The organism is Halothiobacillus sp., assembly GCF_028710545.1.
GTDB lineage: Bacteria > Pseudomonadota > Gammaproteobacteria > Halothiobacillales > Halothiobacillaceae > Halothiobacillus.
The window spans coordinates 81,289-95,212 of record NZ_JAQTTX010000001.1; the positions used below are offsets into that span (position 1 = coordinate 81,289).

A 13,924-nucleotide genomic window follows, 5' to 3' on the forward strand; every position below is an offset into this window, starting at 1 on the left:
AGTTACTTATGGCAAGTTAGGCACGCCTTGGCCGCCCCGCCATAAATATCATCCAAATCGATCGAGGTCTCAGGCCGTAGCGGATTTGCTTGAAGTCGCGCGAGCACTCGTTCCCGGCGCCTTTCATGCTCCAGCTTAATCTGCTTTTGACGTTCGGGCTTTTCGAGATCAGTGAGAGATTCGCCTTGGCTCCAGGTAAAAGGAGAGCCGTGTTCAAGTGCCGTTTTCTCGTATTGCTTAGCTTCCTCAAACGCTTGAGGGTGCCGTTCACGTAGGCGTACCCATTCAATCTTTTGTTGGAAGAAGCAAAATGTACATCCACTCCGCGTTCGCCAATCGTAGTATTCAGGCAGGCCAAGGCCTGAACCTTCTAAGATTTCGATAACACCAGCTTTATCGATTCCAGCATCTTTGAACGGCAATTTTATCAGTAAATTATCTCGGTTTGACTGATAGCCTTCGCGGTATTCCTCGTCACTGCGAATTGCGACATAAGAAATTACGGTTTCGCCGGTCTCAAGAAATTCTCGGACCCATTGTTCGAAAGGCCGAAGTTTTAGTTGTCGTGTACACCACCGCGACTGAGCAGATGGCAGATAGTTTTTGTAACTTTTCAGCCAATAGTCGAAACCCCTGTCTGGATTTAGCCTCAAAATGGGCTTGCCTAAATATCCTTCCAAACGAGTGAGATAATCGTAGACTTCGGGTAGCTCCTTTCCGGTGTCAGTGAAAAAATATTCTACATTGATCTCCGGGTGCCGTTGGCGCATAAAGACCGCTAACGCGGCGCTGTCCCGCCCCCCCGATAGGCCTAAAACGTGGCGGGTGGTGCTCATGTGCTCTCTACTATATGGTGGTTGTCTGTTGCTATGTATTTCGATGTTACCTCGATGAGGGCTGCCAGAATAATATCGCGCGGCTGTTGGCCTGCCTCACACAGTGCCTTATCGATGGTTTCTGCGAGGCATTCTACGTCTCGTCTGTCGACATCGGCGACTTCGAATTCACTGAAAAGTGGGGGCAGCATGTTATCTTTGCCCATCACAACAGCAAGGGCATGGCGGCGATCTTTTCGCCCTTTTACTCGGGCTATTGTTTCAGTTTTCAAGAATGACGTTGAAAGTTCCATAAGACCAACTGTTGCCTGCTCTAAGTCGCCGTCATGCCAATCTCGTGGAAGTTTGTTGGCGGCAATGCTGGCAATTCCTTCCATGTCTTCACGTGTGCCATGAAACTGAGTTAAACGTCCGACAAATGCCTCTAGACGTAGATTGCCACCAATCTGACGAATGTTGTCTGCACGGTCACGCAAATCCTTCAACGCGTCTTCACCTTGGCCGCGAACATCGAGTTCGCGAAGCATAATGTTTCTTAGTTCATCAAGCGCTTTGGGATAAGAGGCCCTCATTTCAGCCAACGCATCTCTGAGAAGCTTAGCTGTTGCATTCGGATCGAAATGGCCATTTGGCAGTGGTTTGGTTAGACGAGGCAAGTCGTCGAACAGTAGCTTGTTTGGATCGCTCGCTCGCTTGAGGATCTCTCGTACCTGCAGTGCTTGCGGGGAAAGGGATTGAGTTCTAGCTGTCCACGGAACAAGTGCGTCAAACTCGCCTATGATGGCCCTTGCGACACGGAGAGGCTCGGCAGACCCTTTGACCTCCAAAAGTCTGCCAAGCTCTTGAAGAGTTTCACCAATGAAGCCTTCCATCTCAATTCGGCGTAGACCAATGTCTTTTGCGTCTCTCGCCAAGAATTCGACACAAAGCTCATTGAAGCTGCTTTGAAACACAGCTTCACCATAAACCGCTACCCGGTCACGACGTGAGAGGATGTAGGCGACAATAAATACAGGGGCAAGGCCAGCCTTCAGTCCGATCGGGGCATCTGCCCAGACCTTGATGATCTCATCGGCCGCTACTACCCCATGTTCGGTGGCAGCGAGTATCCTGTCGGCCTCACGCCACAGCGGGTATAGTGCTGCCCCTTTGGGGGGGGCGCTATATTTGCCTTCAACATGCAGCCCTGTTTCTTTCAGTAGCGAGATATAGAGGCCGCGTTCGGCTGGGTAATTCTTCCCTGCAAAACCTAAATCAAAGTCAGAGGCACGCATCACCATCCGTTTCATGAGCTTGGTCCTCGCGCTTACAGCATTTGAGGACGGCTCCGAGCAATTAAGCAATTCGTTGCCGATAAGGGGGGTATCTTGGAAAATGGTGTCTGTAATGAACGATAATTGCTCGTTCAACTGACGCTTGGTTAATCGCCGCGGCTTCTCAGAACCTCCGTACCAGAGGCAATCGCCGACCAGCCCATGAATGCTGGTCTCGAGATTTTGTCGCACCTCTGCAATACGAGAATCGATTTCACGCCTTGCCACAGAATCCCCCCGTAACTCGAGGAACCGACTCTCAAGGCTGCTTAGTCCGGTTAGTTCACGGGCGAGATCTAGGAGCTTGCCAACATTCGTGTCGTGACCAATGAATAGTGGGTATGACTTGTGAGATTGCATTACGCGTTCATATGTATCAATCATCTCGTTAGGTGTTTCACCTTGCGTTGGCATGGCGAACACAACCCGCCCAATGATATCTTGGGCGGGTTGTGGGGGGGGGAGTGTTTCTAGATCCGAAACTGGTTCGATTGACACTTCGAACCATCGAATGGCGCCTGTCTTTTCGTGGTGGCGCTTCGCCAGAATGGGCTGAAGATCGGCCAAAGCTCTAACAATATTGAGGTCGATATCGCTCTGCTCGGCAAGGATCTCCTGTAACCGAGCTTCAACATCGAAATCTGAACCTGCGTAAAGCATGTATTGGTCAGAGTGCTTTCGGAAGACAATTTCAGATTGCTGCACAAGGCGGGCTAAAGCACTTTCCACGTCCGAGCATTCAATCTCGTGGAGTGCTAATGCAATCGTTGCGTGGTGTGTGGTTAATCCTGATTTATCCTTGAGTAAATCAAGGACCGCAATTGTTTTCAAGACCTTAATTTCTGTATCACTCGCACCTCTAGCAACTGAGCGTTCGAAAACATCATGTGCTAGAGCCCATCGGCGACCATCTGGGGATGAGAGGATAGCGGGTTCAAAATTCGCCTGGAGATAGTTCCAAAGAAGATAAGGGGGGTAAAACCCATCAACAACCTCTCTGGTCAGTGCATCCTGTAATCCATAGGGCTCCGCAGAGCTCAAAAAAGAGAAAATACTCCGCTGATTTTGGCCAAAGCGTCGTCGGGATAGAGGCCCCAAAAGGCAAGCCGTAAAAGGGTGAAGTGGCGAAGTTTGCGCAAGTTTTCTGGCTAAATGCTTGGCATCGGATTTTTTTCGAGCCGGCCTCAACTGTTCCACGCAAACCTCAGCAAGAGGGAGTGCATTGCGAGTAACATGGTGATGGCCTAATGCCTCCCCGATAAGTTCAATGGTCTCTTCCAGCGATACCGAGATCGAGATATCGACAAATCGTCCCTGAATCTTTGCCCAGGAGTCCCGCGCTTTGTGGCCGAGGCGCTCCGCATACTCCTCGAAAGCCTGATGGAGAATCCCTAGAAAAATTAGTTTGCCTCGACTTCGGGCGGCAAGCTCAGCGATGTCCTGCATAAGATGAAGGTCGCCATTACCTTCTGCGGCGGCTTCCAGTCCTCGCCCGAGCTCATCCATAATGATGAAGAGTCCGCGATTTTTCGATTTACGTTCGATTTCGCTAAGAATATCCGCTGGAGCCGCTTTAGCGGGAAGGCTCAGCCGCTCTGCGAGCTGTTCTGAAATGGATCGACGCTCGGTGACGAGCGGTAGGACATCCCAGCGATTTGGAAAATAAGGCAGCGCGTCTTTCAGGGCTTGTAGGACAGAGTTTCCGAATATAGCCGCGGCTTGATCGCGGATAGGTTTTTGTGAGCCGAAAAGGCAAGCAAGGGCTAACGCCAAGCTTGATTTCCCTCCACCATAAGGGCCTGTCCAGGTGAATGCACCCTGCTCGGTATCCGCCACATGTGAGGCCATAAAGGTTACAGCCGCTTGAAACGATGCCGGGCAATAAAATCCATCAATAGCCGTCACAGAGGCAAAGTCGGAGTCGATCCGTACTGAGCGGCGGAATCTTGGAGTGATTAGTATCGGATCGCTCATGTCGCCACCTGTATGCACGTGTTAACAAGCTCGTCATAGAGGGCATTACGTTCGAGCTGAATTGAGCGTCTGTTACTTCGAATGATCTGTCGCAGCCCAGCAGTCTCAGACCAGACAAGTGCGCCTTTGGAAACATCTTCAAGCCGTTCAAGCCGTCCCACTATATCTTCCTCGTCAAGCAGAAAGACTCGGCCCGGTGACCCCGGTGCGTATGCCGTATTTTCAAAGGACATCGTGTTTTGCTCGCTGGCGAAATTTTCCCAAAACTCAATGAGGCAATAGAGGAAAACAGCATCAGGAAGGCTTAGTTTACGCCCCCGTGACAGGTGGGCGCGGTGCTTGTCTATGGGGCGGATCAGACCAAGTTCGGCAAGTATGGAATCTCTAGCTTCACTAGACCCGCGGCCTCCGATATAAGTTCTTAGTAGGCATTGAAGATCGCGATCGACAGTTGTTGCGGCAACTCTGCTCCATGCGCACTCTTGTGAAAGTGAAAGCAAAGATGTAACGATGTCTTGTCTAACAAAACCGCCTCCTCGGTACTCGTTGAAAAGCCAATACGCCGATGTTAGGCGGGGGCGTGCTGCCAAATGCCAATGGAGAAGCCAAAGTGAGGCATCTTCTTCAAGGTAGAGATCTATTCCATCTTCACTAAATAACATGTCGCCTAGCCATGTTGTTTCGATCCCCTCCTTGGTTTCGTCAAGTATGCCGGTGCCAATGGCCCAATACCGAATTGCAGCAATCATGTTTCGGCCAACGCCAAAGAGAGCAATGGACTCTGGGTCACGGAAAACGTGAACAGCTTCTTTAGGTGAAGAGGCATTGCTGACCGCGTGATATGCTTTTTGCAGCCACCCGTAACGTAGCGGGAAGGTTTCATGTCCAGAAAAGCAAGGACGGTATTTTTCGTTCTTCAAATCTTGAAGTCTCACTTGACCTCCTGGAGACATCATCCAGTACCAAAAGTAATATATGATACTGGATATATCTTCCAGTATCAGCACTGAATACCTATGCAAGTTGGTGAAGCCATCTATCTCGACTATCAAGCCGCAACTCCATTGGATGAGCGCGTACTAAGTGTGATGCAGGCCGCAGCAGTGACGCACTTTGCCAACCCGCATGCAGCTGATCACGCTCTCGGATGGAGAGCTGCTGCCGCCATTGAGGTCTCGGCTTCACATGTCGCTACACTTTTTGGGCTTCAGGGGGGGGATGTGACGTTCACGTCCGGTGCGAGCGAGGCGAATTTGATGGCGATTCAGGCAGCAAAGGCAATCTCAGTCTGCACGGGGCGCAGGGAAGTCCTGATTGGCGCGGCGGATCATAGTTCCATCCGAAATGAAGCTAACAATAGCGGCCTGACAGTGAAGTACATTCCTCTAGACAAGCGAGGAGCCCCGGATCCGAATCACTTGCGCTTGATGATTAGCGATGACACAGCCCTTGTTTCTGTCGTCGGTGTCAACAATGAGAATGGAGCTGTGGCGGATCTCGATACGATCTCCACGCTCTGCAAAAATCACGGGGTTCTGTTCCATGTGGATCTTGCTCAAGCCCCACTTGCGTTGGATATCGATCTTCTTGAACTAGACATCCCATTCGCAACGATTTCTGCTCACAAAATCTACGGCCCCAAAGGAGTTGGTGCATTTCTGATTGGACCCGGTGCAGCAGAGTTTGTCCAGCCTGTTCTGATTGGTGCAGGGCAACAAGGAGGGCGGCGTGGAGGAACGATGCCAACAGAGCTGATTATGGGCTTTGGCGAGGCATGTCGTCTTGTTTTACAACATGGGCATGACGAGCGTGCATATGTTGCTGATATTCGAGATCAATTTATTCGTGGCCTCGAAGAGAAGAAAGTCGCTCATTTAGTCGGAGCGCGCGATTGTAGGCATCCGGGGAATGCTCTGATGCGTTTTCCGGGGTGCAACGCTGCTGATCTGCTTATGCGATTGCAGCCATATATTGCGGCCTCAACGCAATCAGCATGTTCGTCTGGAACAATGGGACCGTCCCATGTTTTGCGGGCCATGGGTTACGACCATGTTTTTGCATCCGAATGTGTTCGTTTCAGCTTTGGAAGGTTTTCAGATCAGGATCAAATTGAGCGTGCAGTTTCAATGATTGCCAGTGCGGTGAGCGTTGGTTCTTGATCCGCCCCTTTTATGGCCGCATAAGTGTGAAGGTTAGGTAGAGAAAACTGGGGGTCAGGAAAACACCCCGTGTTCTTGACGAACGATAAAGTTTAGTACTTGCTTTTTCCCTTTCGACGCCTCCGCGACTTTATACGTGATCACCTCAGACTGCTTCACTTCACTCTCCTCGGCCGCGCATTTAAGGTCTCCTCGGGTCTTCGATGAACGAGCGCCTCCAGATCCAGGTTCGGGATTGACCGTGCATTTGCCAGCATCCTTTCGATCATCCGCAACTGTTCGGCATTGTTTTTGGTGAGGACTTCAATTTCAGCCTCAAGTCTTTCGATCCGTTCGACCAGCTTGACCTCAGACGCGGTGATCTTCGTGTAGAGGGGCGGGGTGGCTCCACGCAGTTGAGCCTTCCGTTTCTTGTAGCAAGCATTAATGCCTGTGTAGCTGGAAAGTGTTTGCCGAGTCGTTTTGACCCCGACTTCTAGTTCCACACGTGTAACCAGCGCTTCCCATGTCAGCTTGCCGGTCCATTTTGTGAGCATGATCTCGATCCGGCGCTGCTGTTGTGCAGATATCTTTGGTGGCACCATGTCAGACAGTCTCCTCTGATAGACCAAACGATGAAAGCAGGGCGCGCAGTTCAGGATTGGTGTTCGATGCCCTGTCGCTGGTTTGATTTGCAAGCAGACTCTGCAATGTGTCCTCAAAGTCCGGGATGAGGCATTGGGTTTTGCGGGTCTTTTTCATACTTGCGTCAGTGAAGTGGAACTCGCTCGCCTTTGGTGAGTATCGAATCACCGTGCCGGGCTTGAGTGTCTTCATGAACTCAATCAGACTGGCCAGCACATGCGTATTGCGCGAATGGATAACGAACCATCTTTGCATCGCGATCGAATTCGAAAGTCGCTGGTCATTTGATATCAACTCGAGTCTGGTGGCCTGGATCTCGTAGTCCTTCTCAAAAAACTGGAGTGTTTTGGTATCGCCAACAACGTGGCAAGCGGCCGAACACATGAAGCACTGGGACACAAAATCGTTTAGATACTCACAGGGGTTTAGGTTGAGTTCCTGGGTGCAGACCCCTGTGGAAGTGATGGAGGCCGGCAAATTGGTTGCTTGCAGGATGGCTTCCTGTGCCACGACCTTGATCTCCCTTTTGTCGTGCTCAGGCTTGCTCAACACCGCGCGCACCCGGCCTGTTTGCTCGTGATGAGTACTGTGGAGGTAGGTCTCGGTCTGCTCTTTGTCTTTCCGACCTGACCAGGTGGTAATAATTTCGCGTGGAATCTCGCTCAGTTCAGCGAGCGTATTGCCGAAGTGACGAAGGCTGTGTGCATTCACTCTCATCCCTTCAAAGCCAAACTCATCAAAGATAGAGATATTGGAACCAGATGAGCCAGTGAAGCGCGTTGTTACGTGTGAAGCAATAGCGCCTAGTGGTACTATGGCGTAAGGGCTCTGGGCTAGAGGTTTGCCACCAGAGCCGGAAGATTCAACGCGACCATACAGATGATGACCATGAAGGCAGAACAGGGCGTCGGTGAGCTTGATCTTGCCTTCGCCGTTAGAGTATGAATACGGAAACGAGGGTATGAGATGGGTCTTGACGTAACCTATCCAGTTGTCTTGCAACTCACCCAAGGTGATGACCGACTTGTCCCCGCACCCCAGCGCCAGGAGTGCTTTCCCCCGAATTGACTGATAGTCAAATAAAAACGGGATGCTAGCGATTCCTGTGGCTGTTGTCGATGTTGCCAAACGATCATCGTGCTGGAGTGAGTAAATTGGCTTTTCTTTGAAGCAAGCGCGATATCTGGGATGGTTATGCACCAATGAAGGGAGATCGACTCCAGGCAAGATGATCGGCACACAGGCGTCCACAGGGTAGAGTCCTAGCGCATAGCCCAGAACGAACAGGTTGGGGGCCTCGTCAAATTTTAGGTGCCTCCGCCTGTCTTCCTGAACCTCGAAATCCCCAACCAATACCCCGAGACTTTGCTTCGGGTTCACATAGAATTTACACAATATTCGAGCCGGCTCGCAGATTATGAAGAAGAAGTTGACCGCTCGATCCACCTCGTCGGCCAAGGCTGCGAGCACATGATTCCGATTGTCTTTGAAGCCTTTACTGCCCGCCCAATCCAAGTAATGAACCGGTTTCCCTCCGCTCTCGCTGTAATTCTTTAGCCGCTGTTTGGGTAAAAGTGGGGTCTCGGCGGCTATGCGATTGGGCGCCGATAATCCAAGTAATCCGAAAGTGGCAACCAAGGCATTCATCATGTTGATTTGAATTTCTGTGCTCACCACGCCTCTTTGGTTGACAGGCTGGAATATCTCGTGATGTATTGCGCCAAGGGCGAGAATTGCCTCGATTTCGGGCAGTTTCTGTACCTTCGTGTCAAATTGTGCATGTCCCGTTCTGTCACGACAGTCATTTGAGTGAAGTCTAATAGGACGCATCAGCCCTTTTTCCGCACAGAATGCCAGAAATGGGTTTGAGCTTTCAGCCCTTTTCTTGCCCTGTAATTCAGCAATAGTGTCGCTGGTCTGCGAGTAGAGATCTCCTCGCATATTGCAAAGCAAATATCTGGCGTAGCTCACACGCGCCTGCCTCTCGTCTGCCGAGATTGGTGAGTTGTTTGTTTCGATGATCCAAACTTTGATTAATTGGTCATACGGAGGGCGCAACGCAAACTCGGGTTTATTACCGGAATTTCCAGCTCCTTTTATTCCGTGCTTGCCACAGAGAAATCGGGTTTTTCGTCCTGTGTTCGGATCAATGTGAAACCAGATGAGGTCGTTCCATTGAGCCGCCTTATCATCCGGACCACGGAACTGGGGCAGTTCTTGGTTCTGATATTCCTCTACCAGACGCTCCAGTCGATCAAGGTACTTGTTTAGCATCAATGCCTCTTTGCCTCGCGAGGATATCATCACAGACATTGATCGTTAGCTTGATCCACTCGATCTGTCGTTCCAGTCTCCTGATTGAGTTGATTTCCAGAGGATTGAAGAGATAAGTGCGATTCGCCTCAAGCTTGTCTTGGGCAACCTGTAGCTCGGCCCGGTGGTCTGCCTCCAGAATCGGCCTAAAGTTTGGGCATCCGTAGCACCCGAGTGGCCGTCCCAATAGCGTTTTGCACGTTTTGCATGCCCCCTTGTTTTTGGCTCCTCCGACTTCGTTGAAGTCGTGGCCAAAGATGGTTTCGTCGCCCTGTGGGGTCAAGGTGATCAAGCCCGAGAAAGCCCTCTTGAGAAATTCGTTGCCAAGGTAGTTGTCGTCGATCAAACGGCGCGAGTCGTAGTCTATGTCGACGTAATGCTTTGCGGCTGGCACAGTCACCCCCGTAATCCGCGCTAACTGCACGGCTGGCAAGCCCTGTTGAGCGCCGCGTGTCAGCACAGTGTGGCGAATTCGGTTGTTGCTCGCAGTACAGATTGCCGCCCTGTCAGATGGTACATCTAGTCTGAGTGTCAGACGGTGATCACTTGCGTGAAATAGGGTGGATACGGGGGTGAATGCATTTTTGAAGGTTTCAATGGAATGCACTTCCCATCTAAAAAGTTCGATAACAGGAAACACTGGGACGTTATTTGCAATATGCAGAAGTTCTTCTTGTTCGATCTCTAGATCAGACGCTATAAAAATCAAAGAAAGACCGCGTAGGCAAAATTGCTTGTACCGTATTAAAGCTAGCGATAGTTCTTCAGAGAGGTGGAGCGGGTGACGCTCGGGATGGCATCTACGGTGGGCGCTGCCCTTTTCCTTTGCATGGAACACACGCAGTTGGAGCGTCTGGGCTCCCAAGGTGCCAATTTCGTTCAGCGCGTTTATATCCTTGTCATTGAAGCTCGCTCCAGACGGGATCAGATCTGACCATTTGAGAATCGACAACTGGATGGGTCGCCTGACCGTGGCGAGCATCAATTTGTTCGCGACCACCGTGCGAACTTCGCTGAATTGCCGTGATTGATAGAACGACAGGTCGTTCTGTCGCAACCAATCAATCGAGGCTAACTTGTTGTTTACGAGTTTTGCGAGCGAATCGAACTCAAAGTTGCTGAGTGCCCCTTTGGCTGGATCGAGGCTGTTTCTATTTTCTTTATCCAGATGGTTCGTCGTGAAGTTGTGGTGGTCGGCGAAGCGCTTGTGGCCCAGCCTGTAAAGCGTCGAGAAGAACTGATTGATGCTTTTCTTGTGGTGAGTTGGTAACCCACTCCATTTCGCCTTGAGTTCGGCCAGAGTTGGGATACCTTCGGATACAAGAGTTTGCGTATTGCAGACCACGCCGTACGCCGTACTGGCGGCTTTCGTTCGGATGTAGTGTGTGTAGACGTCGACGATGAGGTGCCAGTCTTCATCCGGCATCACCGAGCTGTGAAGCCATGCAAGGGGAATGGTGTGTCCCCTGTGTTTCGTCGGCAGAATTTTCCATTCGTCGTCCATGATGTTGATCTCTAAACCGGACTTCGCATTTATTACCTTCGCTCGCTTGTCTCTGGTCAGGAGTTCATTCCGGCGGACCTTGACGTTGTTCTTCATCTCTGCTCGTCCACTCTTTTCTGGTGAGCCGCTGAAATTTCACGTGCCTTCTGTGCTAGGCGTTTGTCGTTGTACGTTTCGCTCATGAGTGAATTTGCCACCCATCCCATAGCGTACTTGCGAGCGTCCTCAAGCAATCGGTGGTCGATCCCCTGCTCTGTGCCCTCCTTATCAAAGATTTCATTCCATTTGTGTCTGAGGAGGTGTGGGTGAATGTAAAACCCAAGGGCATCCGAGAGTACGTGAAATACTCCGTTAATTGACCTCAATGAGAGGGGGTGGCCGAGGGTGCCGCGCGATCCCTTCTCGCTCAAAAAGATGAAGTCATTCTCATTTGAGCGGGGTACGACATTTCGCACATGGTCGATGTAGTACTTAATCTGACTCATAAGAATTGGAGAGATCGTTGCAAGGTGCGCTTTGGTCTTTTGGTTTGGCTTGTCAAGCCGTGGGTCAGTGGCATCAAAACCCGAGCGGTAGATTTTGATTTGGTCATAGCTTCCGTGGAAATGGCAATCAGAAATCTTGAGTTTTGCTAGCGCGCCACGCCTGATTCCCGACTGATATAAGATTGAGACGATCAGGTAGTTTCTGATCTTTGACCCTTTGAACGGGTTGTTTGGGGATGAAGGGAGAATCATCTCTAGTAATCGAACGAACACTTGGTCAGGGATGACAGACTCTGAAGCATCAGCCACTTGTTGAGACTTATTCCTGCTCAGACTGTCTTCATCAAGCTTTATCGCCCATTTTAACTTTTCGTGCCTGTCATTAATGGTCTGATTGACACTAAAGGGGTCGTGGCAATGTTCGAAGAGCCATTCAAGATACTGGCGCAGCCTTCTCAGTCTGCCTTGCTGAGTTTCATTTGAGACAGATACAAGTTGGCGAGCGTTGGCAGAAATTGCATTTCGGAGTTGCTTATCTGAGACATCTGGAAGGGAAGCCACCGGGTCCAGCTCGCCACGTTTTTGGCTGGCAGCGGCTGTGTGGAACTGGAGATACTCCTTGAGGCTGATTAGTTCACCAGACTTCACTCGCTGCACCATATCGATCCGTTTCTTCTGGAAGTGGTTCAGGACAAAGAGAAGCTCGTTCGCTTTCCTGAGTTGAGTGTTAAACGCCTGGCCAGTGAGTGTAGAAAGATAGGCGCTGGCGTAAGGGGATGCAGGGCAGTCCGCGTCATCAACAATCGTTACGAAGGGGATGCTGTTGAACTGGTATCTCTTGAGCTTCATTTTTGGCAAAAAATATTGGCAGATATTCTCTCTCCTGCTCACCATGGCCCGCAACCACAATTTGTCAACTATGGGGCGTCTTGGCGCTTGAAAAAAATGACTTATTTAGTTTTTTGATGGGTATGATTGATTTACAAAAACAATATAGCCTATATCTTGCCACCCGAGAGGCCAATCAGAATCCGGTCGCCCGGTCGGATCATCGAGAACTCGATCAGAGTCCGTGCGACGATGCGCTGAAGTTTCTTGCCGGGGCTAATCCAGGACCAGATGGGTTCTGATGGCGTTGTCTGATCGGATTCGCGAAGGGAGGACGTGTTCATGAGTAACCGTGACGTGAAAACTTCTGCATTGTACGACAGCCGTGGATCAGCGCTAAGATGGTCGGAGTTCTGGCTCGGAAATTGGGCCGTTTCTTGAAAACTAGTGTACTGTCTCGCTCTTGGAGGACTCCCTTCGGGCGAGCCGCTGGCCGATCATCTGCGGACTTCGTCAGCTCAATGCGAAGCAGGCGTAAGCCCGCGTTAGTGTTGCGCCCGCTTGCAAGGGGGGCGGCCCTTGCGGCGCGAGCGCGTCTTGCATCTAATCGGCCAGCGACTCGCTGAATGTGCCTCCAAGAGCGAAACAGTACACTAGGAGCAAACCGATGCGTGAACTCTATCCCGCGATTGAACCTTTGGTAACGCACAGTATTCCCGTGGATGCACCGCATGTGCTGCATGTCGAGGAGTGTGGGCGGCTCAAGGGTATTCCCGTGGTGTTCCTGCATGGCGGGCCCGGTGCCGGGTGCACGCCCGCCCATCGCCGTTTTTTCGATCCTGACCGTTATCGGATTATCCTGATCGACCAGCGTGGCGCAGGTCGTTCGACGCCGCACGCGCATCTGGACGGTAATACGACTCAAGCTTTGATCGCCGATCTTGAACTGGTGCGCCAGCATCTGAATATCGAGCGGTGGCTTGTATTTGGTGGTTCCTGGGGATCGACACTGGCACTGGCCTACGCCGCGGCCCACCCGGAACGCGTATTGGGATTGATATTGCGCGGAATTTTTCTTTGCCGCGATGAGGATGTTTCCTGGTTCTATCAGCGCGGTGCCGATCGTCTGTTTCCCGATTATTGGGCCGATTTCGTGGCACCGATTCCCGAAGACGAGCGCGGCGATCTGGTGGCGGCGTACCATCGTCGCCTAACGGGCAGTGATGAGTTGGCGCGGATGCAGGCGGCCCGCGCCTGGTCGACCTGGGAAGGGCGAACGGCGACACTCCTGAGCGATCCGGCAACGGTTGATTTCTTTGCGGATCCCCATCATGCGCTCGCGATCGCCCGGATCGAAAACCATTACTTTGTGCACGGCGCGTTCTTACGCGAGCAACCCTTACTGGCGCAGGTTCATCGACTGGCGGCTATCGAAGGGGAAATCATCCACGGGCGTTACGATGTGGTCTGTCCTGTGGATCAGGCGTTTGCGCTGGCGGCGGCTTGGCCGAATGCCAGGTTGACGGTCGTGGAAGATGCGGGGCATGCCGCCAGTGAGCCGGGCATCACCGATGCACTGATTCGTGCGACGGATCGGTTTGCGGAGCGTTTGGCGGGGCACCAGAACGGTCGGGGATAAACGGCGGTCTTGCTGACCGCTGCCGTTTGATTTTTCGACAATAAAAAACCCGCCATTCGGCGGGTTTGCATGCTTGCGGAGACGGTATGAGACCGTCACCCGTCACAAAGACTGCTAATTAAGCAGTTTGTGTTGCAGTGTCGCTTTTGCCCAGGTTGGTCGTGTAGGCGATTGTTACTTTGTCGCCTTTCTTGCCTGGAACTTTGAAGTTGATGTAGGGGTTCTTGGAAACCGCTACAGACAGGTTGC

At 51.5% G+C, this 13,924-nt stretch carries 11 protein-coding genes; 2 read left to right on the forward strand and 9 right to left on the reverse strand.

What is annotated here, in order from left to right:
- Positions 1 to 2 precede the first annotated feature (2 nt).
- Genes PHD44_RS00360 through PHD44_RS00370 form a run of 3 tightly spaced genes read right to left on the reverse strand, consistent with a single transcriptional unit; the run spans position 3 to position 5,058 of the window.
- On the reverse strand, positions 3 to 836 hold the full coding sequence (locus tag PHD44_RS00360) for a phosphoadenosine phosphosulfate reductase family protein (protein WP_300186651.1): 834 nt from the start codon (positions 834 to 836) through the stop codon (positions 3 to 5).
- Positions 833 to 4,123: an ATP-binding protein gene (locus PHD44_RS00365; protein ID WP_300186653.1), complete on the reverse strand. Its 3,291-nt coding sequence runs from the start codon at positions 4,121 to 4,123 to the stop codon at positions 833 to 835. Before PHD44_RS00365 ends, PHD44_RS00360 begins: the two co-directional genes overlap by 4 nt.
- Positions 4,120 to 5,058 (reverse strand): DUF4007 family protein, encoded by a 939-nt coding sequence (locus PHD44_RS00370; protein ID WP_300186655.1) that lies wholly within the window; start codon positions 5,056 to 5,058, stop codon positions 4,120 to 4,122. The genes PHD44_RS00365 and PHD44_RS00370 overlap by 4 nt, the downstream gene beginning before the upstream one ends.
- 81 nt (positions 5,059 to 5,139) lie before the next feature.
- On the opposite strand from PHD44_RS00370, the gene PHD44_RS00375 reads away from it, so the two are divergent.
- Positions 5,140 to 6,282 (forward strand): cysteine desulfurase family protein, encoded by a 1,143-nt coding sequence (locus PHD44_RS00375; RefSeq protein ID WP_300186658.1) that lies wholly within the window; start codon positions 5,140 to 5,142, stop codon positions 6,280 to 6,282.
- Between the two features lie 155 nt (positions 6,283 to 6,437).
- Here the strand turns inward: PHD44_RS00375 and PHD44_RS00380 are convergent, their stop codons facing one another.
- The 5 genes from PHD44_RS00380 to PHD44_RS00400 all read right to left on the reverse strand — a co-directional run bounded on the left by PHD44_RS00380 (position 6,438) and on the right by PHD44_RS00400 (position 12,380).
- A complete protein-coding gene (locus tag PHD44_RS00380; RefSeq protein ID WP_300186661.1) occupies positions 6,438 to 6,866 on the reverse strand; it encodes a hypothetical protein in 429 nt (142 codons plus the stop codon).
- A gap of 1 nt (position 6,867) precedes the next feature.
- Positions 6,868 to 9,180, reverse strand: a complete 2,313-nt coding sequence (locus tag PHD44_RS00385; protein ID WP_300186664.1) for a hypothetical protein — start codon at positions 9,178 to 9,180, stop codon at positions 6,868 to 6,870.
- Complete coding sequence (locus PHD44_RS00390) at positions 9,161 to 10,819, reverse strand: hypothetical protein (protein WP_300186667.1); 1,659 nt, start codon at positions 10,817 to 10,819, stop codon at positions 9,161 to 9,163. The genes PHD44_RS00385 and PHD44_RS00390 overlap by 20 nt, the downstream gene beginning before the upstream one ends.
- Positions 10,816 to 12,102 (reverse strand): site-specific integrase, encoded by a 1,287-nt coding sequence (locus PHD44_RS00395; RefSeq protein ID WP_300186670.1) that lies wholly within the window; start codon positions 12,100 to 12,102, stop codon positions 10,816 to 10,818. Before PHD44_RS00395 ends, PHD44_RS00390 begins: the two co-directional genes overlap by 4 nt.
- 104 nt (positions 12,103 to 12,206) lie before the next feature.
- Positions 12,207 to 12,380, reverse strand: a complete 174-nt coding sequence (locus PHD44_RS00400; protein WP_300186673.1) for a hypothetical protein — start codon at positions 12,378 to 12,380, stop codon at positions 12,207 to 12,209.
- Between the two features lie 323 nt (positions 12,381 to 12,703).
- On the opposite strand from PHD44_RS00400, the gene pip reads away from it, so the two are divergent.
- Entirely contained in the window at positions 12,704 to 13,675 is a 972-nt protein-coding gene (pip, locus tag PHD44_RS00405) for a prolyl aminopeptidase (RefSeq protein ID WP_300186676.1), read from the forward strand.
- 118 nt (positions 13,676 to 13,793) lie between these two features.
- Here pip and PHD44_RS12695 read toward each other — a convergent pair whose 3' ends face one another.
- Entirely contained in the window at positions 13,794 to 13,919 is a 126-nt protein-coding gene (locus PHD44_RS12695; protein ID WP_367181997.1) for a thiosulfate oxidation carrier complex protein SoxZ, read from the reverse strand.
- Between the last annotated feature and the right edge of the window lie 5 nt (positions 13,920 to 13,924).